We start from the raw sequence: 26393 nt of genomic DNA on the forward strand, positions 1-26393 counted from the left end.
TAGACCAGATAGACTGGCGGACTTTTTCAGCATCCTGCTGCTAAAAGATGAAATTGATGCTCACGGTCCCCAGATGGACATAGGCATGGTATGTCCCGTCCACGGTGGGGCTGATGATGTTACCGGTAATCGTCCGTGACTCATAGAACCACTCCTGAAACGCCATATCGAGTCCAATTGCTTTCGGCCACAGTGCGGAGGTTCCTCCGCAAGGCACCAGGCCTAGAAATTTAGCCTGGCCTTTGCATACAAAGCCCGTCCCGATGGACAGCGTGTTGGCAGTTAAAGAAATCGTCGCCGGGTTGAACGTGGTATCGGGAACGGGATTCTCGGTCCTGGTGTACCCGGATCGGACTGCCACATCCCAATGGGGCAACCACGAGGGGTTGAGCCATTTGTATTCGGTGCCAATCGCTACGACCGGCACTGTCTTCCATTGTTGTGGTTGCGGGATGACCTGGCCCGATGAAAGGTGGATATCGAGGTTTCGATTCGAATTCCACCCGACATATTCCACGTCGAGTTCCAGTTTCCATTCCCGTTCACTGGTACGGACCGGCCAGATGGCAACGGCTCCTGTATAAATCTGGGGAAGCACGAGGCTGGTGGACGCATCGGCCACCTTCGTCCCGTTGACCAACAGCGATCCGTCCAATGGCACCACAGCCTGGGTGCGATAAACCAGGCCGATAGAGGCGATCGGTTGGCCATCGCTGTTTCTCAGGGGCGTATAGAGCAGACTGAAGTTTGCGCCGGCTCCTGTTCCTTTGCCGTTGGCCTCAATAGAAGCTCCAGCTAAGGGCCCGGTGCCCATTTGCTTCTGCTCGGCATGTCCCTGTCCAAGAAAACTAGCGAACGTATAGATGTCTGCACCTATCCCGATGGCCAATTGATCATTCAACTTGTAAGCCACCGTTGGCTTGATATCGATGAGCGGAAGCGCTGCAGAGGTGACGACGGTATTGAAGGGGCCACCCACGGGATAACGGATGTTCAATCCGAATGGCGAGTTGAGGCCGAGTCCGACCGTCACGTCGGACAAGCTGTTCCATCCAAGAGATCCTAGGTTCGCGCTCACATAGGAATAGCTCGGTGGGGGATTGGCGATAGTTCCTCCAAAGTCTCCCCGACTGTCTATTCCGGTCGGGCTGGTATACGTGACGGACCCCCCAACGAGGGTTGTTCCGTTGAGTACTTGGATCCCCTTCACTTGGCTCAGTCCAGCTGGGTTGTAATGGATTGCGGAAGGGTCGTCGGCCTGGGCACTAAAAGCATTCCCCTGCCCGGCCGCCGTCGCTCCCTGTGGCTGGAACCGAATCCCTTGCGCATGTCCAAGCTGCGGGCACAGGATAAAAAACAGCACCAGAGCCAAAACGAATTGTCGGCCTCTCATGCCATCTTCCTACCCGATGTCATCTTTTATCTGACAGCGCTAATGAGTACACGTTCCTCACGGCAACGGAACTTCCCAATGTTTCTTGCGTATATAGCTGAATTGACCACGAACCCGCTAGGGCTAAAATACCTTATCGCAAACCGGCTTGTCTTATGGTAGCCTTTCGAGACTTCAGTACTATAAGGAAGGCAATCTATGGCACACCTCCAGAACAAGCGGCCCTTTCCCAAAGCGCTCTTTACCCAGCTCACCAAACCAGAGTGTGAGAATTTTATTGAAGTACTGCACTTTGCGGCGCAATCAGAAAGTGTCGAAGATGTCAAAGATGTGCTCACACGGTTCCAAACTCTGTTTCCCTTTACCCGGGTGATCGGTGGGCTCGCAAAACTCAGCCCCTCTGGCGCATTTGAGGGTTTTACCAATGTCCTCAATGTCAGCTATCCAGAAGAATGGATTCGCCTCTACTGGCAGAGGGGGTATTTTGAGGTCGATCCGGTCCTCCAGACAGCCTTGCAGAAACCAGGGACTCAACATTGGGAATCTACCTACAAGGCGGCGAGCTCGGACAAACAGCGAGAATTCATGGAAGCGGCGAAGGAGTTCGGTTTGGGGGATGGGATCACAACCGGATCAACGGATACGGCATGTGGATACGGAACCTTCTGCTCATTTGCTTCTGCTGAACGCGTGGATGCGAAACGGTACATGCCGCTCGTCGAGTACTTTGGATATCACGTCCATCTTGCTCTCTTGCGCACCGCCCCAAAGAGTTCGCAAGCCGTTGCGCCCTGTGTGAGAGAACTCACGCTCCGTGAAATGACGATCCTCAACTGGGTCAGGCAGGGCAAGACGAATTGGGAGATCGCCAAAATCATGAGCGTGACTGAACGGACCATTCGGTTCCACGTGGAGAGCATCTTCTCAAAGTTGGATGTCACCTCGCGATCCCATGCGGTTGCGACCGCCATCGAACATGGTCTGCCGAACGTGGTGTAACCACATGAGGCTTGTTTGATCTCAGCAGGGCTTCTGCTACGCCTCTGCTCCTACTAACCCTAACCTCTGGCAGTTCGAGTACGTCGAATTCCGTCCCACTATCATCTCTCCCTGTAACGTCTCGATAGAGGAGATCCAGTTCAGCAACCGTGGTTTTTTGACCGCATTCTCTTCGTCAAATCGAACCATATCGTACAGCGCTGCTACGGAACTGGCTCCAGCGGGAGGCAGCACCACCGGCTCTCCTATCATTTCACAAGGGAACCCGAGCGCCCGAAGCGTGCGAAAGAACCGGTGTTCGACCTCAAGATAGTAATACCGAATGTCGTTCGCCACCGCCCATTGATAGACGCCTTTCAACAGCACCAGCATCATCTTGGATGAGAGTCCTCTGTCGCGGATTTCAGGATCAATCGCAAGCCTGGTGATCTCGGCAGTATCTGAAGTTTTTCTGAGTTGGTAGCCGGCCGGGAGCAAGGCACCAAACTCTTTTTCGAGCATGAACTGCCCGGAAGAGGGAAGGAGTCGCGCTGCTCCAACAACCGTTCCGTCATCTCTGATCAACCCAACGGTTGTCCCCCACAAATCGTACAGATCGATTTCCTGCCGATCATCTGTTTCGGGAACCCACTTCAGTGACTCAGCAAACACTTTATGCCGGAGTCGATATGATTGAGTGAGCTGCTCCCCATGCAGGGTCTTTACAACAAAACCATTTTCACTGAATTCGACATCGTTCACTGCGTGCATCAGCCGTCTCCTTTCGTAAAGCCCATGAAAAGCCCTGTCACTTTCGCGGCCATTGTTTTTCATGTTCTACGTATTTCGTCACCTGGCGGAACCGCCAGGTGACCCAATACGAGCAGGTGCGTACAAATAGGAGCCTGTCGAACCAAGGGGTCTCTACGAGGAGAGGCTCTGTTGCTATTTTCGTAGCATGAAATTTGGAGAGGGTCTTCTAACTGATGAAAAACCGGCAGGGCTTTCAAATACTCGACGGATTTCGGCAATCCTCAGGAAAACCGACACAGCAACGTGCGGCTCTCACTCATGGAATTCCCTGGGACACATCGGAGTCTCTTCCTTACCTGCTGCGGGATCAGGTCGGAGGCAGTCTCGCCTCTGCCCTCAAGGCATCCGAGCAACGTCTGACCGCGCTGTTGCACGATCGCAGCCGCATAGGAAGGGAACTGCACGACTCTGTGCTGCAAGCCCTCTATGCGATCGAGTTGAGCCTTGCACAATCCCCAGAGTTGCACAGGGGTGTGCCGCCTGCTCTGCCACGTTCCAACGGTCAGGCGACCGATCAACTCAACAGGCTTATTCGAGATATCCGACGCATGATTCTCAGTGTGGAATCTGACAACATCGATCCCTTCCGGCTGGTCTCCGAGTTACAAGCCCTTGCCCAGACTTGTGAGCAGGTGGGTAAATTACGGATTCGTGTGGCGGTTGCCCCTGCAGCAGCAGAAATCCTGACCGGCGAAGAAGCGCGCGAACTCGTTGCGATTGCCAGGGAGGCGTTGAGTAATTGTGTCCGCCACGCCCACGCGACACAGATCGTGATTGCCCTTCGGCACATCGGCTCCCGAGTACGGCTGCGCATCTGCGACAACGGATCAGGCTTTGCCGTCGCTCAGGGACAGCCGAAAGGCATCGGGATTGCCCAGATGGAAACTCGAGTTCGAAAGATCGGTGGTCGCCTGAACATCAAATCCACCCTGGGTCGAGGCACATGTATCACCGCCGATGTCTATCTTGAGCCGGTGCTCGCGACGACATGAACCGCCAACGCACTCAACGTGATACGGCATTATCTTCGAACGCTCCCAGCCGGGGGGTGCGCAGGGGCAACAAGACCGGTGCAAGCAGTTCCCTGAAGCCGGCTATCCCCCAGGGGGAGCCAATTGAGCAGTGCTATCGCACATTGCTAGGATTGTCCGGTAGTGCGATTCTGCTTCTCGCGCCTGACTCAATCATTCTAGGGTGGAACCGCTCGGCTGAAACAGTATCCGGCTGGATGGCCGATGAAGTACTGGGCCGGAACTTTGTGGAACTCTGTCTCTCGAAGGAGGCGCGCGCCTCTTTTCGGATAAAACTCGCGCAGGTGACTCAAGGGGAGGAGATAAGGGGTCTTGAGGTCCCTCTCCGGACACGTACTGGATCACAGGCAATGCTTTCTTGGAGTCTCTCGCGGGTGCTGGGGACTCATGGAGACCTCATCGGCCTCATGGCAATTGGGACCGTCCTCCTTTCTGATACCCAGATTGAAGAAGAGCTCCTGCTGGCCCATGCTCAGATCCTGACCGAGGCTCGCAGGGCTGAGAAGGTTGCAGACGAGGAGCGGGGCAGAATTGCACGGGAGTTACACGACGAGTTTGGACAGGCCTTGACCGGTCTGAAATTCGACCTTGCCTGGTTCCGCAAACAACTGTCGCTGTTGCCTGCTCCAACCGGCAGCAGGGAGCTAGTGAGCAAAGTCCAGGCCATGTCGGGATCGATCGACGCACTGTTGGAATCTCTTCGTACGACAGTCGCAGACCTGCGCCCTGCGATGCTGAACGATCTTGGACTGGTCCCGGCATTGGAATCCCTCGCGGCGACATTCCAGCATCGCACGGGCGTGCGATGCCTGGTAGACGTGGACCCGGAAGTGTCATCCCTGGAGCTGCCCTCAGAAACGTCTGCCGCGTTGTTTCGAATCGCACAGGAATCATTGACCAATGTGATGCGTCATGCTGCCGCTTCGCTGGTACGAATACAGCTGTACCAGGGTGACGGCAGGGTGACGTTGGAAGTGGCTGACAACGGAAAGGGCGTTACCTGCGAGCGGATGAGCAAGCTCGATTCCTTCGGGCTTCGAGGGATGCAGGAACGAGTCTCCCTTCTGGGCGGCCACTTTTCTATCGGAGGTGCGCTCGGGGTCGGAACCACAGCCCGTGCCTCTGTGCCGACACGCCGCTCAAAGGCTCTGGCCGACGGGCCGGTTGCGGAGGGCTCCATCCCATGATTGCGACTGACTTGGTAAAAATTCTGATCATCGACGATCACGAGGTCGTGCGCCGGGGTGTGAAACAGATCCTTGAAGAACACTTCCTGTACGTCGAGGTTGGGGAAGCCAATACCGGTGCGAAGGGGATTGCCGCAGCGCGGAAAGAGTCCTGGGATCTGATCATCGTGGACATCAGCCTTCCTGACCGGAACGGGTTAGAGCTCTTGTACGAGTTACATACGACAATGCCCCAACTCCCTCTGATGGTCTTGAGCCTGCACTCTGAAGAGCAATATGCAACTCGTGCGCTCCAGACAGGGGCTATGGCCTATCTCACCAAAAACACCGCGCCAGAAGAGCTGGCCAGGGCGGTCAAGCAGGTGTTGAGCGGCAGGAGGTATGTCTCCGCTTCCATTGGAGAGCGCTTGGCCGGTAACCTGAGTCAGAGTCCCTCCGGTCCTGAACATCACACATTGTCCAAGCGAGAGCTCGAAGTTCTTGTATTGTTAGCCCAGGGCCGGTCCATTAAACACATCGCGCAGTTCCTGACTCTCAGCATCAAAACCGTGAGCACCTATCGAGCCCGTCTCCTGGACAAGTTGCAACTCACGACCACCGCCGAATTGATCCGCTACGCCCTTGACCATCACCTGGTCGATTAGCAGGATGCGGGAAAGTCCGCCAGCGTCCGGTCTCGACATCCGTGAAGCGTATCTCGTGAAGCGTCGTTCGTTTCAGGATTCGGACGTTTCACGCTTCACGAACGACAGGGTCGTTCGAATTGACAGCTCACTTCCTCGCCGACTAGGATAACGGCCTGTGAGTCATTCCGATCTTATAGAACCCGCCGCAGTAAAGCGTTCTCATTCTCCCGGCAGCCGCGTTGAGCACGTATTTGAAACAATCGTGTTCGCCAGCCGGTGGATTCAGGCTCCACTCTATGGCGGCCTCATCGTGGCTGAGCTGCTCTACGCGTACAAATTTCTTGTTGAACTATGGGAGATGATCCGCCATATCGATCAGCAAAAAGAGACCGTCTTCATGCTGGGTATTCTGGGGCTGATCGACGTCACGATGGTGGCGAACTTGCTCACGATGGTGATCATCGGAGGCTACGCCACATTTGTGAGCAAATTAGATCTGGAGGATCATGCAGATCGACCAGACTGGTTGACCCACATCGACCCCGGCACCATCAAAATCAAACTCGCAGCGTCGTTGATCGGTATCTCCAGCATTCATCTTCTTAAATCGTTCGTCGACATCGAGAATGAAAATCTGGAGCACATCAAGTGGAAGATCTTTATCCATCTGACCTTTCTCGGCTCCGCTATCCTCCTCGCATGGACCGATAAGATTATGCAGAAAGACAAGAAGCACTGACCCAACGCGCCACCGCCCAGGTGTTCAGGCTGAAGGTGGTTTCTCCCCCTAACGGCCTTCAGCCTATCTACCTGACACGAGCAATGATGAAGCGATTAGAGCATTCCCTGTATGCCCTGCTAGTCATCCTGCTCGCGCAAGCAGGCTGCAGTTCTTCGGTCGTGCAGCTTCACGACCAACCGGATCTCAATCACAGAGATTTCCGTCAGAAGCTAGCCGACAATAAAGAGCTTGCGACGAGGTTCCTGGCATGTACCGGGCAAGTTCATGATGAACCATTGAGCGAGCGCCATAATGCCGGTACCTCTTCGGAGCCATTGTCCCCGCAAACCCAGAAGGGGCACGTGGTGAGCGTCCGCCCCCTGGCAGCCGTCATTGATACGGTGCGCCGGCGGCATCCCGACAAAGGCGCCTCCCTCTCTATCCTTGCCGACGTCCTTGACGACGTGGCCAACGCCGCGACGGCGCGCATCGATCTGGACAAGCTCAAGCAGGTCGCTGAAGCCGCCAGGCAGTGGCACGGGCATATCGGGCTGGATGAGGATCAATTTGAACGGGATTCTTCTCGCTTTGCTCGCTTGTTGCTGGCATACAACAAAGCCTATTTGGGCGATCTCAGCTACAGGGCAAGATCTGGTTCCACGGGAACAGGCCCTCGGGGGGTCGTCAAGGTTACCTCGCAAGGGTTCGTCGATCGAAGCGGCAATGCCTTTCTGTTCCCTGGTATCTCAGCTGAAATAGAAATGAGCTCTGGCAGTCCAGTTCGCGCCTCGGCTTCCATGGTCGACTCTCAACGTGTGAGCGCCGATCTCACGCGCATTTTCCTGGAGGCATTCTTCGACACGGCCTTTCGAGTACCGGCCGTACATGGCGCGACAGCATTGCGAGTGGTATCGAACTCCCGGGAACCCTCCTATCCTGAATTCGATGCCGATCATCCCGCGATCCCCCTGGAGGCCTTGGCGAGAGTCACTCGTGATGCGATGCGCGCCGAAGCCGCAATGGTAGCACTGGTCGGCAAAGCGGTTCGTGGTGGAAGTCTATTCGGAACGAACAACGAAACCGTTGCCGCCACCCTGGAAACCGCAGCGGGAGTGATTGCGAAAAAACTCGTCGAGCATGAAGGCTTCTGCTATTCCCAGGTCATGACAGGGCAGCCAGCCAGCAACCCACGTGATCAGAATGAGCCACCCGTGAAGTAACCGTCTCCTGCCTATTGCCAAGTCTGCGTGAGTATGCCTCGGCTGTCCCGCCAATTCGGTGTCCAGACAAGCCCGGAGAGCCTGTTCGACTGGGGGAGCAATCGATCGAACCAGCGTGCGAATATCCATCGAGTCTTCATGCAGATGCCAGGAGCTGTTCCACGTGCTCTAAGAAAACTGCGGCAGTGAACGGTTTGGCCAAGGTTTTGGCGGCGCCGAATAGCATGGCAAGGGCGTCTGTACCGTACCCTGCATTGAATTTTCCCGAGATGGCTAACACCTTGACTGTCTGGCAGCCTTTGTGGAGCTGCAGCAATGTCTCCAATCCATCCTTGTCAGGCAGATAAATATCGAGCACGATCAGGTCGGGCTTCTCTCGGTCAATGCAGGCAAGAGCGTTGCTTCCGTTCCCTGCCTCGAAGACCAAATACCCGTTGTCCTCGAGGAGTCTTCGAAGCCAGCTACGAAGTTGCTCGTCATCCTCAACGACGAGGATAGTCGCCATGGTAGCTGTTTCCTTTCGTCGAGAGGGCTGTGGTGCTTGAGTTCGATGTCCGCTTCTGATCCAGAACAAACAGAACCGCTGCCTGTGCCCGGTTCGCAATACCGAGTTTTTTAAACATATGCGAAAGATAGTTCTTTACGGTCTTGTCGGAGAGAGAGAGCTGCGCGGAGATTTCCTTGTTGGTCATGCCTTCCGACAGAAGGGGAAGAATTCGCCGCTCCTGTGGCGACACACGCTGTAATCCTGACCGCTGATGCAATGGAGCCGCGTCTTCTTTCCCTTGGAGGGAAGCGAACAGGTGATGATTTGCCTTCATATCGATGTAGAAGGTCCCCTCGGCAACCGCGCGAATTGCCCGGAGCAACTCCTGACGGTTGACTCCCGCCAGCACATATCCATAGGCTCCGGTCTCGACGGCATCACGGATTGCCGTACCGGTATTTTCCAGGGATAGGATGATGATTCGGGCCCCGGGAATCATCGCACACAAGGTCCGACAGAGCTCGAATCCGGATCCAGACTCAAGACGATCTTGAAGGATCACGATGTCGGGTTGTACCAGCTGCGCTTCGGATAACGTGCCGGCTTGGGTGCCGGTCTCAGCCACAATCAGCAGATCCGGTTCGTCTTCGCACATGATACGCAGGCCGACCCGGACCACCTCCTGGTCGTCGGCTATGAGCAGGCGAATCGGCCGTCGGAAGTCAGAAGCGGTTGAGCAAGTGGTAGAAGCCTTCGACGCGGGCCGGCGACGACGCTCTCCGCATAGAGCAGGTTCGTTTCCCATACGACCTCCAAGAAGAACGGTGCAAGCCGGCCGTCGCACCATAACGATTCGTTCCTGAACGTCAGGCTATCCCGAAAATGGGAGGAAGACTATCAGTCCGATCCGTATTCTGGTATCGGTTTTCGTCCTACAGGGACCGTTGTTGAAGCGACGGTCAAGTTAGGGGGCAAGGTGATGATCCACGGCATAACGAATAAGCGCCGCCGTGGTTTTCAGCTGAAGTTTTTCAAGGAGACGAGCGCGGTAGGTGCTGACGGTCTTGATGCTGAGTTTCATCCGCGTGGCGGCTTGAGAGACCGTCAAGCCCTGTCCGAAGTGCGTCAGCACTTCGAGTTCGCGGGCTGACAAGAGGGAGGCTGAGGGAGCCGTGCGGCTCATGGCACCGCGGGTTTCCAGCCGGTCCGTCAAAGAGGCGGCGACATGGCGCCCTCCGGCGAGGATCGTACGCAGCGAACGGCACAGTTCGTCGCGTTCGGTGTCTTTCGTGAGATAGCCGGACGCGCCAAAATGAAAACTCAGCTCGGCATACCGCGGCTCGTTGTGCATGCTCAGCATCAGGCAGGGAAGGTTTGGTCGCAGTTGCTTAATCCGTTTCAGCAGATCGAGACCGCTCTGATCCGGCAGCATGATATCGAGTACGGCCAAAGAAACCGGCTCCCGGCGCACGATGTCCAGCGCTTGTGCGCCGGTCGAAGCCTCCTGAGTTTTCCATAAGGGGAAGGAGTCATTAATGACCTGCATGAGAGCTTGGCGATAGAGCGGATGGTCGTCGATGAGGAGGACTAGCATAGCGTCCCTGGTTCATGTGCATGACCCGTGTGATTTTCAGAAACAGCCTACTGGAGATCAAAGGGAAGAGGTAGCAGAGTAAGGCTGATAGGGGTATCCGCAAAGATCCTACAGCCGGACAGGTGACGAATTGGCACGTAATCTTGTCGAGCTAGGTTGTGAGGCGATGTTCGATGGCGTAGCGCACTAGTTGGGCCGTGGATTGTAAGCCAAGTTTCTCCAGCAGCCTGGCGCGATAGGTGCTGATCGTCTTGACGCTTAGCGCCATTTCGTCGGCAATCTGCGATGGCCGCTTGCCCTGGCCGAGGAGCCGCAAGACTTCCATTTCCCGATCGGAGAGGATGGCATGAGGTGTAGCAGGCTGTCCGCTGTCGAGAAAGTCCATAAGCTGGTCGGCCAGCGAGCCGGTGATATATCGCCGGCCGGCGACCACTTCTTTGACTGCCGACAGCAGTTCGGATGGAGGCCCGTCCTTGGTGAGGTATGCTGAAGCCCCGGCCTTGAAAGCGCGCAGCGCAAACTCCCGCTCAGGATACAAGCTGAGCATCAACACCGGCAGCTTTGGGCGCAAGAGCTTGACTTCTTTCAACACCTCTAGACCGTGTTTATCCGGAAGTGCCACATCGAGAATGAGTAGATCCCAGGGTTCCCGTCGGATGGCAGCCAGCGCCGTGGCCGCGCAGTCCGCTTCGACGATGGCCGTGCAGGCCGCTTCTTGGCTAAGCAGGTTCCGAATTCCTTTGCGGAAAATCGGGTGATCGTCGACGATCAAACATTTACACTTGTGTCCCATGTCTCAGCCGCTTCTTTCTTTCGACCGGCATAGGGAGCCGAGGGGATCGCAAGGAACCGTTTTCCTGCAAGACAGGCGCGACGGGGATACGGACGGTTACAGTGGTCCCCTGGCCCCTTTCCGATCGGATCTCAAAGGTTCCTCCAAGCAGCTCGGCCCGCTCCTGGATCCCTCGGAGCCCGAACCGGTGCTTGAGCGGCCGCGAACCGAACTTCATGCCCTGTCCGTCGTCTTGCGCCTCCAGAGAGGCCCATCCGTCAGAACAACCGAGCGTGATCGTGGCGGTCGTCGCTTTGGCGTGGCGAACGATGTTCGTCAACAATTCCTGTGCGATGCGATAGAGAGTGCCCTGGATTTCAGGTCCCAACGATGTCCCAAAATCCTCGGTATCAGCCACGATCCGACACCGGAGCCCAGATCGTTCCTGCGCCTCGTTCGCGAGAGCCTGTATGGCGGTGAAGAGTCCCAACTCCTCCAGTACCGCCGGCCGCAAGGCCGCGACCATTCCCCTCAGCGATGAGAACAGGCGATCCACGGTGCTCGTGGCCGTCTGCGCTTTCTTGCGGACCCTGCTCGCCATCGGGCTGCGAATCTTCAGAAGCGAACCGGCGATGTCGTCGAGATCGAACTTGAGTACGCTCAGCAGCTGCCCAAACTCATCGTGCAGCTCCCGTGAAAGCCGTCTGCGCTCCTGTTCCTGCGCAATCTGTACCTCCCGGCTTAAGGCCTGAAGGCGGCGATAGGCTTCTTGTAACGCCTCGTAGGTTCGATTCCGGTCCGTAATGTCCAGAGCATAGGCCACGCGGGAGATGGGATTACCCCGCGAATCCTTGATAACTGTGACTTCCATCAGCACTGGGAAGGTCGTCCCGTCTTTCCGCCGGTGGACGGATTCGAAGACGAGATGTCCGCAGCGGTCTATTTCCGGGAAGCGCGCCTTCATCGCATCGTGCACGTCGGGGGCATAGATGGAGAGAATAGGTTGGCCGATCAATTCGTCGACACGGTACCCCCGCTCCCGGGCGAAGGCATCATTCACAGCCAGAAACGTGCCATCTTCAATACCCCCGTAAGCCAATCCGAACTGGGCCCGTTCGAAGACCTCCTTCCAGCGAGCAGCGCCTTCTTCGGCCTGCTTGCGCTCGGTGATGTCTTCCGTGAAAATCACAATACCGCCGATGTCGCCTCGGGCTGTTCGCCAGGGGATGATTGCCCACCGGAGCCAGTTCGTACGACCATCGTCACGGACAAAGATATCCTCCTCGCACCTCTCGGTCGCGCCAGCCAAACACCGTCGGTGAATGTCCTTCCAGCGTTGAGGGACATCCGGGAAGACCTCGTAATGGCTCCGTCCGGTGAGTGGCCCATCGCCCAGTTTATAATCGGTCATCCAGCGCCGGCTGACGGTCAGATACCGCATGTCGCGATCGAACATGGCCAACGCAACCGGGCTGTGTTCAATGAAGAGCCGCAAGTGTGTTTCTCGTTCAAGCAGCGCCTCAACCGCCTGTTCGCGTTCGATCGCGATCGCAGCGGTATGGGTGGCCATTTCAACCACTCCTAATTGGCGCGTAGCGGGCCGTCCGGGCGTACGGAAGTAGAGGGCGAAGGTGCCGAGTAAGCGCCGTTGCGTGTTGAAAATGGGTGTGGACCAGCAGGCGCGCAGGCCGTATGACAATGCAAGGTCACGGTAATTCTCCCACAGCGGATCGATGGCGATATCTTCGACAATGACCGCCTCACGCCGGAATAACGCTGTGCCACACGAGCCGGCGCATGGGCCAATGGGTTGACCGTCAATGGCCCGTGTGAAATTTTCCGGTAAGCTCGGCGCCGCGCCGCACCGCATATGGACGCCATCGGCATCGAGCAACAGGATAGAGGCGAGCATGCCGTCCGACTGTGTTTCGATGGAACGGACCAGCGTATCGAGAGTGTCGTGGAGCGGAGCGCCAACGGCTATTAATTCGAGCGTGCGGCTCTGGATTCTCAGCGACTCCTCACTTCGTTTTCGCTCGGTGATGTCGTAGCCGGTGGCTAAACGGGCCGGCTGGTCACCGTAGTCGATGGTCGTCGCGGTGAAGTCCAGCCAGCGCTCTTGGCCGTCCTTCTGGATGATTTTAAATTCATAACGGGCTGGCGTCGTTGCGCCTCCCTGTGTGGCCAGCGCACGGGCCTTCAAGAGGGGCAGAAAATCGGGGTGCACCATCTTCCACATATCCATCGCGAGCAATTCCTCGACCGAATAGCCGGAGATGAGGGCCGCGGCTGCGTTCGCATAGAGAATCTGGTCGCTCCGGTAAATGAAAATCGCGGAAGGGGAGGACTCGCTCAACTTTCTAAACTTTTCCTCGCTTTGCCGGAGTGTCTCATGCGCGTGGCTGAGATTGCTGTGGGTGTGCGACAATTCCTTTAGGCTCCGGTTCAGTATCAGATGCTCGATGACCTGCCGGCTGAGCACCTGCAGCGCTTCTTGTTGCTCCTTGGTCAGGGTACGCGGCACATGGTCGATGACGCTGAGCGTGCCGATCCTATATCCCTCCGAGGTGACCAGTGGGGCGCCACAGTAAAACCGGATATGAGGATCACCGGTCACCAGCGGATTGGTTGCAAACCGCTCGTCTGCCATCGCATCCGGCACGATCAGGACATCCGGGCTGAGGATCGTATGGGCGCAAAAAGCGATGTATCGGCTGGTTTCCGTCGCAGTCAGGCCGATTTTCGATTTAAACCATTGGCGATTTGAATCAACGAGGCTGATTACCGCAATCGGGGTATGACAAATGTAGGAGGCCAGCTGAACGAGGTCGTCCAGTGCCTTTTCGGGGGGAGTGTCGAGGACCTCATACTGATAGAGTGCGGAGAGTCGTTCGGCTTCACGAAGCGAAGGAGGAAGAGGAGCAGTCATTTTGGCTACCACCCCAGTAGAATGTCGGTACTATACCCGATGGAGGCTGCCTAATCTAGGAGGGATACATAGAGATCCCCCAACCTATAACCAGGCAGGACTGGTCGCTCCGCTTGAATCCCGCCAGTGTGGCGTCCAGGCGAGGGCAACGAGTTTGACGGCAATGTTGGCTTTGGTCGGCTTGATGGCGATCGAGTCGAGCCGTTCGTTCAAAGGGTCGGTGGCTGCCGCCAACGCCTCGCTTTCAGATTTGAACTGGGCTTCGAGGTCCGCCAGCTGCTGCTGAAGCGCTGCGACGTTCTCTTCGGCCTGGCCGACATCCTTCGATTCCTTCATGACTCGCCCCGCGCTACGAACTGCGGTAGTAGCCCGACCGATATTGACGGCGCTGATGGTCTTCCGTCCCAGAAAGGCGCCGAGGATCGACGCGCCGACTGAAATGGCCGCCTGCACTTGGCTGGAGCGCGATTCATTCTGTTGTCTTTTCTTCATCTGCTCGGCCCGCCTGATCCTGTCTTGGAGCGTCGCAATCTTCGTCGCATACTTCTGGCGGAGCGACTCCGCTCCCTTGTCCCGCTGCTCACGGCCGGATTGTTGGAGCCTCACACGGAAGTCCCGTTCCGGTTCTCCTGGCTTGGAAACCTCTTTCGTACTCGGGCTCTTCAGTAACTCCACTTTTTGTGTGCGAAAGAGCCAGCCGCCGAACTCCTTATGCCAATCGGTATAACTCTTAGCCTTACCGGCGGCGGCGGGAAGCGGAACAAACCGGGCGCTGCTCTCAGGAGCCTGCTCGAGATCTGCCACGGCGAGATCCGAAACGATTGCGTGGTCCCAATCAACGGCCACCGCACCGTCGGTCAGGGGCGCGAGCGCCGTTACGTCCTGCATCGTATCGATGCCACTCTTCGTATCAGAGAATCGGACCTGAGCGGATCCCAACAGCAGCGGCAAATAGACCAACTCGCTGCCGTCAGCCTTGGAACTTCGAAGAGGCACAAAGTGCTGCGGGACGTCGGGGGGCAATATCGGACGTGAGGCGTGAGGCGTGAGGTGTGAGGCGGTAGGAGCCGAAGATATTACTCCTGACGCTTCACGTTTCACGCCTGACGTTTCACGTCTCACTGGATCCATGAGCATTTTGATCTGCGTTCTCGTAAGGGGTCCGCGAAGATAGGACAGGCACCAGCGGGTTTCGAACACGATCGGCTCGTCTTCATGCACGTTGTTCATCAAGAAAATTCTGGCGCCAAGGCCCGCCAGAGTCTGTTCCATCCGACCCCTGTCGAACCTCTTTCCGGCACTGGACGAGGCTCCTTCCAACCCTTCGAGCACCCGCGCCTTGTCGCGTTCCGTTTGCAGTCGACCGATGAACCAGGTGCCGGTATTGGAGAGCCCTTTATAATCAAGATCGACCGGATTCTGTGTGGCCAGTACGACACCGAGTCCAAAGGCACGGGCCTGTTTGAGGAGTGTCATGAGCGGCAACTTGGACGGCGGGTTGGCGACCGGAGGGAAGTAGCCAAAAATCTCGTCCATGTAGAGGAGGGCCCGCAGGCTTGTCGTCCCTGATTGTGCCCTCATCCAGCCGACCATCTGGCTCAACAGCAATGTCACGAAGAACATACGTTCGGCATCGTTCAGATGCGCGATTGAAAAGATCGCCAGGCGAGGTTTCCCGGCTGAGGTATAGAGCAGTTGTTGGATGTCCAACGCTTCGCCTTCAAGCCAAGACTGGAATCCGGGCGCCGCAAGCAGATTGTTTAATCTCATCGCCAATGCAAACCGGTCTTTCGATGGGAAGAACGAGTCCACATCCATGACACCGATCTTGGAAACTGGCGGCGACTGGATCGCGTGAATGAGCGCCGCGAGGTCGAGATCTTGCTCTTTCATCCACGTGTGATTGAGAATCGTCGAGAGCAGGATATGCTCGCGGCTTTGAATCGGATCTGCGTCAATGCCGAGCAGGCCGAGCAGGCTGGTCACCGTGGTGCTGATGCGCTCACGGAACAGCTCACCGTCCTCGCGAACATCGACGGCCGGCGCGGCAAACGATTTCAAGATGGAAACGGGCAAACCTGCATTGCTGCCCGGCGTATAAATGGCGACCTCGGCTGCGTCACGCAACCGCTGAATCCGCGCGCCGTCCTGCTGCCAGCTTCCTAATCCCTTGGCCCACAGTTCAGCCTGCGACGTCGCATAATCGCTTGGCGACAATCCCTTCTTGCGAGCATCGTCCTCATTGATCCAGGGTTGAAAGTCCTCGCCCTTCAGGCTCGGAAAGGTGAGCATTAAGTTTCCGAGGTCGCCCTTGGGATCGATAATGATGGCGGGAATGTTATCGATTGCCGCCTCCTCGAGAAGTGAGAGGCATAGACCAGTCTTCCCGCTGCCGGTCATGCCGACGCAGACCGCATGGGTGACCAAATCCTTCGAATCGTAGAGAAGCCAGCCCGGCTTGGATTGCTTGGTAGCCAGATCGTATGGGCGTCCGAGGTAGAAAACGCCGAGTTTTTCGAAATCTTCAGCCATCCCCGTGCCCGCTGACGGAGCAGCGGTTCTTGCCGACTCCTTCGATTTAGCCGGGTCTTTCATCTTCGTTGCCATGCTGTGCGTCCTTTCCTTGTTCCCATTCTTGCAAGGGAGCAGCCTGCCCATTCTTCTTGCTCGCAGAACGCGCACGCTCGGAAGGTGCTCGTTCGATGCGCGCAGTGAAGAACAGGCAGGCTACTCCCTCCCCATTCACCATTCCTTAAAGATGACAAACACGGCGCCGATCATCATGGCAAAGCCGGCGATATAATTCCATTTCAGTTCTTCCTTCAGATAGACCACCGAAAAGACACAAAACACGACAAGGGTAATCACTTCCTGGATGGTTTTCAATTGCGCAGCGGTAAACTGGTAGTGTCCGATGCGGTTTGCCGGTACTTGGAAACAATACTCGATGAAGGCAATCCCCCTGGTCAACGAGCTTTGCAATCGGCATGAAGTATTGCGAACCGATAATGGAGATTATTTCCTGGTACGGTGCTGACTTCATCATGAGCTATACAAATCCCACCGGGTTGCTGGTGCGTGTAGTCTGCCCTAAACACGGCTAAGGGCCAAGCGCCGTCAACCACTACTTCTCTCTTCCTTTTTCACCGGGGGGGGATGGAGTGGGTGGCGTCGATCGATTGCTCGCCCGCAGCGGGGCCCCACACCGGGCGGGGTGCGAGGACGAGCAATGATCGACGCCAGGACCCACACCACGGTCTTGACGGGGACAGGCACCCTTCGACAGGCTCAGGGAGCCAATCCCCCTACAGCCCCGCTTCCCTCAACACCTGCCCCGCATACGCCGTCGCCACCCGCGCGCCGTCTACACCGCCTCTAATAGGGCACGAGGATTTTTATGCGCGATGGCCAACAGCATCCGGGCAGGTCCAGATGGGACGCGTCGATCCTGCTCCCATTCCTGCAGAGTGCGAACGGACACTCCGAGTAATCTTGCAAAGTCGGCCTGGGAGAGACCCACCCGAGCCCGAGTCTCAGCCACAGGGGGGCAATTGATGATGCGACCGACCTTTCCTCGCTTGAGCTGACGGATACCTTCCAGGATCTCCGTCCCAATGTCACGGGAACGCCTGTTACTCATCTTCGATCTCCTTTCGAATCTTGCGGAGGATGTGGCTGGGAATCGTTTCAGCTACGTTCTTAGGATACAGCGTCAGCATCCAAATCAGGCCTTGCTTAAGACGCAGGTAGTAGATGACGCGAAGTCCTCCCCGCTTGCCACGACCTGACATCGCCCACCTGAGCTTCCGGACTCCCCCTGATCCCGGAATCACATCGCCCGCCTCTGGATCATCTCGAAGAGTCGCTTGCAACTTCGCATACTCTTCGTCTGACAAGTACTGCGTGACAAGCTTCGTGAAGAGTGGTGTCTCGACAATGGTAAGCACGGCACAATTATACGTCAGAGACGTATCCCTGTCTACCGCAGAGGATTGGCTAAATGAAAGGCTATCGGTCGGCTGATTGAAATGATTGTTGGGGAGGGACTGTGTGGGTGGCGTTGATCGATTGCTCGCCGGCAGCGGGGCCCCACAACGGGCGGGGTGCGAGGACGAGCAATGATCGACGACAGGACCCACACCACGGTCTTGATGGGGACAGGCACCCTTCAACAGGCTCAGGGAGCCAGTCCCCTACCCAGGAGGCTGGCTCAGTGCCCGGAGGCGGTCGAGGCGCCGATGCCGGTCTCCGAGCGTACTTGCTGGGCCAGAAAGCCGCCGCGGTCCTTTGCGGCCTGGCTGCTTCGGTCAAGGATCGAGCACAACCAGATGCCCACGACACCGATCGTCATCGAGAACAGCGCCGGCGAGGTGTAGGGGAACAACGCGCTGCCTTTTGGATAGCCCAGGGTGGCTTCCCACACCGACGGGGACAGGATCGTGAGCAGCAGCGATGAAATCAGCCCGAGAAAACCGCCGATGACAGCGCCGCGGGTCGTGCAATCTTTCCACAAGACCAACATGAATAACACCGGGAAGTTGGCCGATGCCGCGATCGCGAAGGCCAGGGACACCATGAACGCAATGTTCTGCTTCTCAAACAGGATCCCCAGGAACACCGCCAGGATTCCCAGCGCCACCGTGGTCATGCGCGACACCCGCAACTCGGACGCGCCGTCGGCCTTGCCGCCTTTGATAGCCGTCGCGTACAGGTCGTGCGACACGGCTGACGCACCGGATAGCGTGAGACCGGCAACGACCGCCAGGATGGTTGCGAATGCCACGGCCGAGATGAAGCCGAGAAACACATTACCACTCACCGCGTTGGCCAGATGCACCGCCGCCATGTTGCTGCCGCCCTTGAGCGCACCTGTGGCATCGAGGAACTCCGGGTTGGTCAGCACGAAGGTGATCGCGCCGAAACCGATGATAAAGGTCAGCAGGTAGAAATAGCCGATCCATCCGGTTGCCCACATCACCGACTTGCGCGCTTCCTTGGCGTTCGGCACCGTGAAAAAGCGCATCAGGATGTGCGGCAGGCCGGCCGTACCGAACATCAGCGCCATGCCGAAGGAGATCGCCGAGATCGGGTCCTTGACGAAGTTGCCTGGTCCCATGATCGACTGACCAACCGCCGCCGCTTCCGCCGACGTCTGGCCCGCGGCTGTGGCCAGGCCGGCTTTGACCCCGACCGCATTGGCAAACAGCGCCTCCAGGCTGAAGCCGAAATTCAGCAGCACCATGAAGGCCATGAAAGTTGCGCCGCCCAGCAGCATGCAGGCCTTGATGATCTGCACCCAGGTGGTTGCCGTCATGCCGCCGAATAACACGTAGACCATCATCAGCCCGCCGACGATGACAACCGCCATCCAGTATTCGAGGCCGAACAGGAGCTTGATCAACTGGCCGGCGCCGACCATTTGCGCGATCAGGTAGAAAGACACCACCACCAGCGTGCCGGAGGCCGCGAAGATGCGGATCGGCACCTGCTTGAACCGGAAGGCGGCGACATCGGCGAAGGTGAACTTGCCGAGGTTGCGCAAGCGCTCGGCCATCAGGAACGTGATCACCGGCCAGCCGACCAAAAAGCCGATCGAGTAGATCAAGCCGTCGTACCCACTGGCCATCACCGCTGCCGAAATGCCCAGGAACGATGCCGCAGACATGAAGTCACCGGCAATCGCTAGGCCGTTCTGGAAACCCGTAATGCCCCCACCCGCTGTATAAAAAACAGCCGCCGACTTGGTCCGGGCCGCTGCCCATTTCGTGATGAACAGTGTAAGCAATACAAACACACCGAACATGCAGATTGCCGTCCAATTGATCGCCTGCTTCTGTGTCTGGCCGACATCCGAGCCGGCGGCATATGCCGACGCAGCAACAGTACACAGCGCAGCCACGGTCAGGCCGCAACGCGCTATGTTCGGATACTTGCCAGGCCAGCCGATCATTTCCGCAACTCTTTGGCGATGGCGTCGGATAACGCATCGAACTCGCGGTTGGCCCGATTCACGTAGTAGGCGGTGATCACGATCGTGAATACAATGACGCCAAAGCCGATCGGAATGCCCACGGTCATCACGCCGTCGCCAAGTCTCTGTGACAGAAAGCTCTTGTTGAACGCCACCAGCAGAATGAAGCCGTAGTAGGCGATCATCATCACCAGGGTCAGCCACCAACCGAAGCTGGTTCGCTTGGCTTTCAGCGCCTGATAGTTCGGATTGTTCGCAATGCGCGTGATCAACTCAGAATCCATGGTCTTTCCTCGACGGTGCCTGTCCCGGTTCGGACGGGGACTGGCACCACACGCGAACGCGGGGAAGGGTGTCAGTCTCTCGGCTCCGTATGGCGCCCGCGCGATTTCGCCACGAACCGTCATGAATAATGCGGGCTAGAAGCTAAACGGATCAGTCCGCCTTCGACTGCGCGCGTCGAACGAGCACATTCTGATCGTGCGCGTTCCGCGAGCAAAGTAGGCAGACTGATCCGTTTAGCTCACCCCCGCCTCTTTCAACACTTGTCCCGTGTACGACCGCTTGGACCTTGCAATCTCCTTTGGCGGTCCCTCCGCGACGATCTCGCCGCCTCGATCGCCACCCTCCGGTCCGAGATCGATGATCCAATCGGCGTTCTTGATTACATCGAGATTGTGCTCGATCACCAGCACGGTATTCCCCGCCTCGACCAATCGATCCAACACATCCAGCAACCGCTGCACATCGGCGAAATGAAGTCCGGTCGTCGGTTCATCCAAAATGTACATGGTGCGTCCGGTCGGACGTTTCGACAGTTCGCGCGAGAGCTTGACCCGTTGCGCCTCGCCACCGGAGAGTGTCGTGGCAGACTGGCCAAGTTTCACATAGTGCAACCCGACATCATGCAAGGTGTCGAGTTTCCGCTTGATGAACGGGATATGCTCGAAGAACTCCACGGCATCGTCCACCGTCATATTCAATACGTCGGCAATGCTCTTCCCCTTATGGTGAATCTCCATCGTTTCACGGTTGTACCGTTGACCCTTGCAGACCTCACAGGTCACGTAGACATCCGGAAGGAAATGCATCTCGATCTTGATCAATCCATCGCCCTGGCAGGCCTCACAGCGGCCGCCCTTCACATTGAAACTGTAGCGGCCTGGCTTGTATCCCCGTACGCGGGACTCGGGTAGATTCGAATAGAGATCCCGGATAAAACTGAACAGGCCTGTATAGGTTGCCGGATTCGAGCGCGGAGTTCTGCCAATCGGGGATTGGTCGATGTCGATCACTTTATCCAGTGCATCGGCGCCGAGAAGCGCTTTGCACCCATCCAGCACTGGCACCCTCCGGCTCGTCCTCTTTCTCCCTTCCTCGTGAGGGGTGAGGGGTGAGGGGTGAGGGGTAGGAGGTCGATTGCTGACAGCCGATGGTTGCTTTCCAAGCAACTGAGTGAGCGAATGGAACAGCACTTCAAGGACCAGCGTACTCTTTCCGGACCCCGATACGCCGGTCACACAGGTGAGCAGCCCGAGAGGAATCTTCGCAGTCATCCCCTTGAGATTGTGTTTCGTGGCCCCCACGATCGATAAGAATCCCTTGGCCGATCGTTGGCGGCGAGGCAGGCTGACCATTTGTGTGCCGCGGAGATACTGGCCTGTCAACGAGTCGAGATTCCCCATGACATCAGTCGGTGTGCCTTGGGCAATGATCTGACCCCCATGCGTCCCGGCCCCGGGCCCCATATCCAACAGATGGTCCGCCGCCATCATGGTTTCTGCATCGTGCTCGACCACGACCACCGTATTGCCCAGGTCACGCAGGCGAAGGAGGGTTTGGAGCAGGCGACGATTATCCCGTTGATGGAGCCCGATCGACGGTTCGTCGAGAATGTAGAGGACACCGACGAGGCCGGAACCAATTTGGGTGGCGAGCCTGATCCGTTGGCCCTCTCCGCCGGACAGGGTGGCGGCTGCGCGGTCTAATGTCAGGTAATCTAGACCGACGTTGATGAGAAAACCGAGCCGCTCGCGAATTTCTTTCAAGATACGATGGGCAATCACCAGTTCGCGTTCGGTGAATTTCAGCTGATTGAAGAAGTCGGCAGCCGCTCGGACGGACAGATGCGTGACCTCCGAGATCGACTGTGTCGCCACCTTGACGGACAGGCTCTCAGGCCGGAGCCTCGCGCCCTTACAAATCTCGCAGGGTTCCAGCAACGTAAAGTCTTCTTCAGGGGACAGTTCCCCTTCGGACAGGGGGACTGTCCCCCCTGCCATGGCATATCCGATGCCGTCGCAGGCCGGGCATGCTCCATTGGGGCTGTTGAACGAAAAGACGCGCGGCGTGATTTCCGGATAACTGACGCCGCAGCGGATGCAGGCAAGCTTTTCACTATAGAGGGATAGGTTTCCGTTTTCCGTCAGTACTCCGACCAACCCGCCCGCAAGCTTCAACGAGGTCTCCACCGAATCAGCCAACCGCCGCGCCAATGCATCACCGGTCTTCATCAGCAGCCGATCGACGATGATTTCGATTGTGTGTTTCTTCTGTTTGTCGAGGGTGATGTCCTCGCCTAAATCGACGATCTTGCCGTCGATGCGGGCGCGGACGTAACCGGCTCGGCGCATGTCAAGGAGTTCCTTTCGATACTCTCCCTTCCTGCTGCGGACAATTGGGGCCAATAGTTGGAATTTGCTCCCCTCTGGCAACAGGCCGATGGCATCGACCATCTGCTGCACGGTCTGTGCTGTTATTTCATCGCCGCACTGAAAGCAGGAGGGGCGTCCGACTCTGGCGAAGAGGAGACGGAGATAATCGTAAATCTCCGTGACGGTGCCGACCGTGGACCGGGGGTTGTGGCTGCTGCTCTTCTGCTCGATTGAGATGGCGGGCGAGAGCCCTTCGATCGAATCGACGTCTGGTTTGCCCATCTGTTCGAGGAATTGCCGGGCATAGGCCGAGAGCGATTCGACATACCGTCGTTGCCCCTCGGCATAGATGGTGTCGAAGGCTAGTGACGACTTGCCCGACCCACTCAAGCCGGTAATAACGACCAGCCGGTCACGCGGGATCGTCACGTCGATATTCTTGAGATTATGTTCCCGCGCCCCTTTGATGATGATCGAGTTCTGCATCAGTGGCGGGATTATAGCATCCAACCCCAAACCTTGACACTGTTGAATCGTACGTCTACTATACGTACGATTCAACAGGAGGGCGGTATGCCCAGGGCCGCATTAAAAAAAGAGAAATGGACGCTTTCGTTCGACCCGGTGCTGAAAAGCGCGGTCGTCAAGGCTGCTAAACGCAGGGGCGTCTATCCTGTGACTGTACTTGAAACTCTCGTGAGGGAAAAATTCAACCCGTATGGGCATACAGATGTGGACGATAGCGCCGACTATGTGGCAGCACTCCGGAAACAGGGCCGAAAACAGTCCGACGATGCATTCCTGGACGAGATTGAAGCATGGCAAAAGTCTCGGTCCTCATAGATACCGACATCTTCATAGATTATTTCAACGAAAGCCGGTTTCACGCTCTGTTCGATTCCGCCCGATTCACCCTCTACTATTCCATCGTCACGAAAAAGGAACTGCTGACCAAGCCCGGGCTCCGCGATTCTGAACGGGAGTCTATTTTGGTCGAGCTGACCCGATGCCGGCTCATACCTCTGTCAGATTCCATTGCCGCTCGATACTCCGATCTTCGCCGCCGACATCCTTCACTCGACAAAGGTGACGCGCTCATCGCTGCCACCGCCCTCGTCAAGCGCCTTCCTCTGATGACGCGAAACAAACGGCACGTTCAGATGATAGCCGGCCTGACGTTATTCGGGGAGTGAGCGTCTTCCCCAACTCCTCCAGTTAGTGGCCACGACAAGCCGGCCGCGTGGGATCATCACATCGATGTTCTTGAGGTTGTGCGCTCGCGCCCCTTTGATGACGATCGAGTTATCCAGCAGGGGCGGGATTATAGCAGGGGGACCAGGCCGCCTTGACAAACCCGGAAGCCGGGTGCTACCACGCTCTCATGGTGCATGTGGATACACCCCCTGTTCAGAAGGGGACTGACGCTCCAGCGGCTCCGCTCGCCGTTTCGACCTGGACTGGCTCGGCCCGTGAACAAGCCGTTCAGCGGATGTTTACGTCGATCGCGAGCGTCTACGATCTGAACAACACACTCCTGAGCTTTGGGCTACATTACCGGTGGAAGAAGATTACCGCCTCCTATGTGCCTGTTACGACAGAAGGTCGGGCACTCGACGTCGGTTCCGGTACAGCCGATCTCGCGCTCTTGATCGAACCGCGCATGGGGGCTGGCGGTCGCGTGATTGCTTCCGATCTGAACCACGCGATGCTCGTCGAGGGGCTGAAGAAGATCACCGAGCGGGGTAGGGGGCAGAAGATTACCTGTCTCGAAGCGAACGCCGAGCATCTGGGATTCCCCAACAGCACTTTCCATGCCGTGACCACGGGGTTTTGCATGAGGAACGTCGGTGATCTCAGGCAAGCGCTCTCAGATATTCACCGTATTCTGCAACCGGAGGGACGTTTTGTGTGTCTGGAGTTTTCCCGGCCGATCTTCGGGTGGCTCCGGGCGCTGTACGACTGGTACTCCTTCAAGCTTCTTCCATGGATCGGCACGAAAGTGGCGCATGACACGACCGGCGTCTATGAATATCTTCCTGCTTCAATTCGGAACTTCCCGGACCAGGAACGATTGAAGCAGATGTTGTTGGACGCAGGCTTTCGTCAGGTTACCTATCGTAACCTGTCCGGCGGGATTGTGGCGATCCATATCGCGACGAAATGAGGGATGTGGAATGATGAATGAGAAATTATTGCCCGCCCGAGAATTCCACATTCCTAATTCCGCATTCCACATTATGTTATGAACTCCATCCTTTACATTTTTCTCCCTTGCAAGAAGGTCTATCCCATCGGTGTGACCTATCTCGCTGATTTTATTCATCGGCGGAAGCCGGATGTGCGGCAACGGATCCTCGATCTCTCTCTCTTTCCCGACGACCAACGGAGTAGCGCAGTCCGCGATGCGGCCACCGAGTTCAAGCCGGACCTCGTCTGTTTCTCCTGGCGCGACATTCAGATCTTTTCGCCGCACGAGGGAGATTCCTCGCTGGAACATGCGTTTAATTTCTACTTTGCCAGCAATCCGCTCAAGCGAGTCGTGGCTTCGTTTGCGGGGCTACAACAGCTCTATCGGTACTACAGTCATATTAGGGCGGCCCTCTCCTACCCCTGGTTGATCGCCAAGGAATTCCCCAAAGCTCAGATCATGATCGGAGGGGGTGCGTTTACTGCCTTTGCCGATCAGCTGATCGAGAAACTCCCCGAAGGCACCATCGGGATTCTCGGGGAAGGCGAAGATGCCATACTCAAGGTCATTGAGGGCCAATCGCTGGAGAAGGAGCGCTACATTATCCGGGAGGGGAAGACCATTCGAAAGGGGCAGCAGGGGTCGCCGGCCCTACTCGATGCGCTCACAGTCGATTTGCCATACTTGACGTCAATCTTCCCGCAACATCGCGAATACCTTGGTGAATCCATTGGGGTTCAGTCAAAGCGAGGTTGTCCCTACGACTGTGCGTTCTGTCTCTACCCCTACATTGAAGGAAAGAGGGTCCGCTATCGACCACCTTCAATGGTCGTCAAGGATATCTCTCAGCACTACCATCAATGGGGTGCCAGGCGATTCTGGTTCACGGATGCTCAGTTTATTACAGGGAAAGAAGCCTATCCCCAGTGTATCGAGATCCTAGAACGGATTCTGGCGGAAAAGCTTGAGATCGAGTGGTCTGGTTATATCAGGACATCACTCATCACCCCGGAGTTGGCTAAGCTCATGGTCCGGTCCGGAGTGGGTGACCTTGAGGTCGCCATTACATCCGGCTCGCAAGTGGTGCTGAACGACCTCCACATGGGATTCAAACTGGAGCGGCTGTACGATGGCTGTCGCTATCTGGCAGAAGCGGGATTCAAAGGAAAGGTCATCCTCAATTACTCGTTGAACAGTCCAAAAGAAACGGAGGAGTCACTGCTCCAAAGCGTGGAATCCTACAAGGTGGTCGCTTCGATCCTGGGTGAGGAGCGTGTCTTCCCACTCATGTTCTTTTTAGGAATTCAGCCGAATACCGACTTGGAACAACGGCTGTTGGAGGAGGGGTATCTTTCGGCCGGTTATAACCCTCTCATGCTGACTCCCACGAGCATCAGAAAGCTCCTCTACAACCCGGCGCCGTTGAACTCGTTCATTGCCAAGGCCTGCCTCAGGGCCTGGGAACGGAAGGAAGGAAGCAGGGACCCACGGAAGTGGACTGGATCCCTCTCTCAATCCTCAAGCGGGTCGGGACCCTATGCTGACAAGAGTTTGATCAAAGGGATTGAAGGGAACTCCGGACGCGATGCCCTTCTGTCTCTCGAGGAAATCCTCCGCTCCCGACCCTCATTTCGATCCGAAAAGAATTCGGGCGAAAAGTCCGTCATAACCCCGGCATCCTAGATATTGCCCCAGCGCCCTCGTTGACGCCTTGCTTTCGAATTCAGAGCGGTGCTAGCATGAGCGTTCTTTACGCTGGGGAAGTACGTCAACCGTTTGGAAATTTTGATAATTACTCTCGTTCGCCCTGGCCTGGAGGGCATCTGGAG

The 26393-nt window shown here is 56.8% G+C and carries 24 protein-coding genes; 10 read left to right on the plus strand and 14 right to left on the minus strand.

The genetic code is table 11. The features are described 5' to 3' along the window. Positions 1–40: 40 nt before the first annotated feature. A complete protein-coding gene (locus HZB34_14440) occupies positions 41–1393 on the minus strand; it encodes an outer membrane protein transport protein (protein ID MBI5317160.1) in 1353 nt (450 codons plus the stop codon). A 198-nt stretch (positions 1394–1591) separates the two neighbouring features. On the opposite strand from HZB34_14440, the gene HZB34_14445 reads away from it, so the two are divergent. Beyond that, positions 1592–2392 (plus strand): LuxR family transcriptional regulator, encoded by an 801-nt coding sequence (locus tag HZB34_14445; GenBank protein ID MBI5317161.1) that lies wholly within the window; start codon positions 1592–1594, stop codon positions 2390–2392. Between the two features lie 36 nt (positions 2393–2428). Here HZB34_14445 and HZB34_14450 read toward each other — a convergent pair whose 3' ends face one another. After that, the gene (locus HZB34_14450; protein MBI5317162.1) at positions 2429–3142 is read right to left on the minus strand and encodes a GNAT family N-acetyltransferase; all 714 of its coding nucleotides are present in this window, start codon (positions 3140–3142) and stop codon (positions 2429–2431) included. 215 nt (positions 3143–3357) lie between these two features. On the opposite strand from HZB34_14450, the gene HZB34_14455 reads away from it, so the two are divergent. The 5 genes from HZB34_14455 (at position 3358) to HZB34_14475 (ending at position 7969) form a co-directional block, all read left to right on the plus strand. Beyond that, positions 3358–4176 carry an ATP-binding protein gene (locus HZB34_14455; GenBank protein MBI5317163.1) on the plus strand — a complete coding sequence of 273 codons (819 nt, stop codon included), beginning with the start codon at positions 3358–3360 and terminating at the stop codon, positions 4174–4176. After that, on the plus strand, positions 4173–5402 hold the full coding sequence (locus HZB34_14460) for a PAS domain S-box protein (GenBank protein ID MBI5317164.1): 1230 nt from the start codon (positions 4173–4175) through the stop codon (positions 5400–5402). The genes HZB34_14455 and HZB34_14460 overlap by 4 nt, the downstream gene beginning before the upstream one ends. After that, positions 5399–6046, plus strand: a complete 648-nt coding sequence (locus tag HZB34_14465) for a response regulator transcription factor (GenBank protein MBI5317165.1) — start codon at positions 5399–5401, stop codon at positions 6044–6046. Before HZB34_14460 ends, HZB34_14465 begins: the two co-directional genes overlap by 4 nt. Before the next feature lie 175 nt (positions 6047–6221). Further along, positions 6222–6767: a TIGR00645 family protein gene (locus HZB34_14470; GenBank protein ID MBI5317166.1), complete on the plus strand. Its 546-nt coding sequence runs from the start codon at positions 6222–6224 to the stop codon at positions 6765–6767. An 83-nt stretch (positions 6768–6850) separates the two neighbouring features. After that, positions 6851–7969 (plus strand): hypothetical protein, encoded by a 1119-nt coding sequence (locus HZB34_14475; GenBank protein MBI5317167.1) that lies wholly within the window; start codon positions 6851–6853, stop codon positions 7967–7969. 136 nt (positions 7970–8105) lie between these two features. On the opposite strand, the gene HZB34_14480 is transcribed toward HZB34_14475, so the two are convergent. The 12 genes from HZB34_14480 to HZB34_14535 all read right to left on the minus strand — a co-directional run bounded on the left by HZB34_14480 (position 8106) and on the right by HZB34_14535 (position 22862). Next, complete coding sequence (locus HZB34_14480) at positions 8106–8474, minus strand: response regulator (GenBank protein ID MBI5317168.1); 369 nt, start codon at positions 8472–8474, stop codon at positions 8106–8108. After that, positions 8452–9261, minus strand: coding sequence for a response regulator transcription factor (locus HZB34_14485; protein MBI5317169.1), 810 nt, complete (start codon positions 9259–9261; stop codon positions 8452–8454). Before HZB34_14485 ends, HZB34_14480 begins: the two co-directional genes overlap by 23 nt. A gap of 159 nt (positions 9262–9420) precedes the next feature. After that, complete coding sequence (locus HZB34_14490; GenBank protein MBI5317170.1) at positions 9421–10050, minus strand: response regulator transcription factor; 630 nt, start codon at positions 10048–10050, stop codon at positions 9421–9423. Positions 10051–10201: 151 nt separating this feature from the next. Next, positions 10202–10843, minus strand: coding sequence for a response regulator transcription factor (locus HZB34_14495; protein ID MBI5317171.1), 642 nt, complete (start codon positions 10841–10843; stop codon positions 10202–10204). Further along, on the minus strand, positions 10827–13751 hold the full coding sequence (locus tag HZB34_14500) for a PAS domain S-box protein (protein ID MBI5317172.1): 2925 nt from the start codon (positions 13749–13751) through the stop codon (positions 10827–10829). The genes HZB34_14495 and HZB34_14500 overlap by 17 nt, the downstream gene beginning before the upstream one ends. 84 nt (positions 13752–13835) lie before the next feature. Then, a complete protein-coding gene (locus tag HZB34_14505; protein ID MBI5317173.1) occupies positions 13836–16283 on the minus strand; it encodes an ATP-binding protein in 2448 nt (815 codons plus the stop codon). A gap of 210 nt (positions 16284–16493) precedes the next feature. Further along, positions 16494–16733, minus strand: coding sequence for a DMT family protein (locus tag HZB34_14510; GenBank protein ID MBI5317174.1), 240 nt, complete (start codon positions 16731–16733; stop codon positions 16494–16496). A 382-nt stretch (positions 16734–17115) separates the two neighbouring features. Continuing rightward, entirely contained in the window at positions 17116–17391 is a 276-nt protein-coding gene (locus HZB34_14515) for a helix-turn-helix domain-containing protein (GenBank protein MBI5317175.1), read from the minus strand. Further along, the gene (locus tag HZB34_14520; protein MBI5317176.1) at positions 17384–17698 is read right to left on the minus strand and encodes a transcriptional regulator; all 315 of its coding nucleotides are present in this window, start codon (positions 17696–17698) and stop codon (positions 17384–17386) included. The genes HZB34_14515 and HZB34_14520 overlap by 8 nt, the downstream gene beginning before the upstream one ends. 263 nt (positions 17699–17961) lie before the next feature. Next, on the minus strand, positions 17962–19701 hold the full coding sequence (locus tag HZB34_14525; protein ID MBI5317177.1) for a cation acetate symporter: 1740 nt from the start codon (positions 19699–19701) through the stop codon (positions 17962–17964). After that, the gene (locus HZB34_14530) at positions 19698–20006 is read right to left on the minus strand and encodes a DUF485 domain-containing protein (GenBank protein MBI5317178.1); all 309 of its coding nucleotides are present in this window, start codon (positions 20004–20006) and stop codon (positions 19698–19700) included. The genes HZB34_14525 and HZB34_14530 overlap by 4 nt, the downstream gene beginning before the upstream one ends. A 234-nt stretch (positions 20007–20240) precedes the next feature. Beyond that, on the minus strand, positions 20241–22862 hold the full coding sequence (locus HZB34_14535) for an ATP-binding cassette domain-containing protein (protein ID MBI5317179.1): 2622 nt from the start codon (positions 22860–22862) through the stop codon (positions 20241–20243). A gap of 87 nt (positions 22863–22949) precedes the next feature. Here HZB34_14535 and HZB34_14540 point away from each other — a divergent pair, with 87 nt between their 5' ends. From HZB34_14540 to HZB34_14555, 4 genes are all read left to right on the plus strand, one after another. After that, positions 22950–23219 (plus strand): hypothetical protein, encoded by a 270-nt coding sequence (locus HZB34_14540; GenBank protein MBI5317180.1) that lies wholly within the window; start codon positions 22950–22952, stop codon positions 23217–23219. After that, positions 23195–23569, plus strand: a complete 375-nt coding sequence (locus tag HZB34_14545; protein ID MBI5317181.1) for a PIN domain-containing protein — start codon at positions 23195–23197, stop codon at positions 23567–23569. Before HZB34_14540 ends, HZB34_14545 begins: the two co-directional genes overlap by 25 nt. 188 nt (positions 23570–23757) lie before the next feature. Then, entirely contained in the window at positions 23758–24540 is a 783-nt protein-coding gene (locus HZB34_14550) for a class I SAM-dependent methyltransferase (GenBank protein ID MBI5317182.1), read from the plus strand. A 78-nt stretch (positions 24541–24618) separates the two neighbouring features. Then, a complete protein-coding gene (locus HZB34_14555; protein MBI5317183.1) occupies positions 24619–26247 on the plus strand; it encodes a radical SAM protein in 1629 nt (542 codons plus the stop codon). Positions 26248–26393: the final 146 nt, after the last annotated feature.

Source organism: Nitrospirota bacterium (genome assembly GCA_016219645.1).
In the GTDB taxonomy this organism is placed as follows: Bacteria; Nitrospirota; Nitrospiria; order Nitrospirales; family Nitrospiraceae; genus Palsa-1315.

Excerpts from the sequence above, each read along its gene's own strand:
- HZB34_14440 (MBI5317160.1), bottom strand. The coding sequence starts at position 1,393 with ATGAGAGGCCGACAATTCGTTTTGGCTCTGGTGCTGTTTTTTATCCTG.
- HZB34_14445 (MBI5317161.1), top strand. The coding sequence starts at position 1,592 with ATGGCACACCTCCAGAACAAGCGGCCCTTTCCCAAAGCGCTCTTTACC.
- HZB34_14450 (MBI5317162.1), bottom strand. The coding sequence starts at position 3,142 with ATGCACGCAGTGAACGATGTCGAATTCAGTGAAAATGGTTTTGTTGTA.
- HZB34_14455 (MBI5317163.1), top strand. The coding sequence starts at position 3,358 with ATGAAAAACCGGCAGGGCTTTCAAATACTCGACGGATTTCGGCAATCC.
- HZB34_14460 (MBI5317164.1), top strand. The coding sequence starts at position 4,173 with ATGAACCGCCAACGCACTCAACGTGATACGGCATTATCTTCGAACGCT.
- HZB34_14465 (MBI5317165.1), top strand. The coding sequence starts at position 5,399 with ATGATTGCGACTGACTTGGTAAAAATTCTGATCATCGACGATCACGAG.
- HZB34_14475 (MBI5317167.1), top strand. The coding sequence starts at position 6,851 with ATGATGAAGCGATTAGAGCATTCCCTGTATGCCCTGCTAGTCATCCTG.
- HZB34_14480 (MBI5317168.1), bottom strand. The coding sequence starts at position 8,474 with ATGGCGACTATCCTCGTCGTTGAGGATGACGAGCAACTTCGTAGCTGG.
- HZB34_14485 (MBI5317169.1), bottom strand. The coding sequence starts at position 9,261 with ATGGGAAACGAACCTGCTCTATGCGGAGAGCGTCGTCGCCGGCCCGCG.
- HZB34_14490 (MBI5317170.1), bottom strand. The coding sequence starts at position 10,050 with ATGCTAGTCCTCCTCATCGACGACCATCCGCTCTATCGCCAAGCTCTC.
- HZB34_14495 (MBI5317171.1), bottom strand. The coding sequence starts at position 10,843 with ATGGGACACAAGTGTAAATGTTTGATCGTCGACGATCACCCGATTTTC.
- HZB34_14500 (MBI5317172.1), bottom strand. The coding sequence starts at position 13,751 with ATGACTGCTCCTCTTCCTCCTTCGCTTCGTGAAGCCGAACGACTCTCC.
- HZB34_14505 (MBI5317173.1), bottom strand. The coding sequence starts at position 16,283 with ATGGCTGAAGATTTCGAAAAACTCGGCGTTTTCTACCTCGGACGCCCA.
- HZB34_14515 (MBI5317175.1), bottom strand. The coding sequence starts at position 17,391 with ATGAGTAACAGGCGTTCCCGTGACATTGGGACGGAGATCCTGGAAGGT.
- HZB34_14525 (MBI5317177.1), bottom strand. The coding sequence starts at position 19,701 with ATGATCGGCTGGCCTGGCAAGTATCCGAACATAGCGCGTTGCGGCCTG.
- HZB34_14530 (MBI5317178.1), bottom strand. The coding sequence starts at position 20,006 with ATGGATTCTGAGTTGATCACGCGCATTGCGAACAATCCGAACTATCAG.
- HZB34_14535 (MBI5317179.1), bottom strand. The coding sequence starts at position 22,862 with ATGCAGAACTCGATCATCATCAAAGGGGCGCGGGAACATAATCTCAAG.
- HZB34_14540 (MBI5317180.1), top strand. The coding sequence starts at position 22,950 with ATGCCCAGGGCCGCATTAAAAAAAGAGAAATGGACGCTTTCGTTCGAC.
- HZB34_14545 (MBI5317181.1), top strand. The coding sequence starts at position 23,195 with ATGGCAAAAGTCTCGGTCCTCATAGATACCGACATCTTCATAGATTAT.
- HZB34_14550 (MBI5317182.1), top strand. The coding sequence starts at position 23,758 with ATGGTGCATGTGGATACACCCCCTGTTCAGAAGGGGACTGACGCTCCA.
- HZB34_14555 (MBI5317183.1), top strand. The coding sequence starts at position 24,619 with ATGAACTCCATCCTTTACATTTTTCTCCCTTGCAAGAAGGTCTATCCC.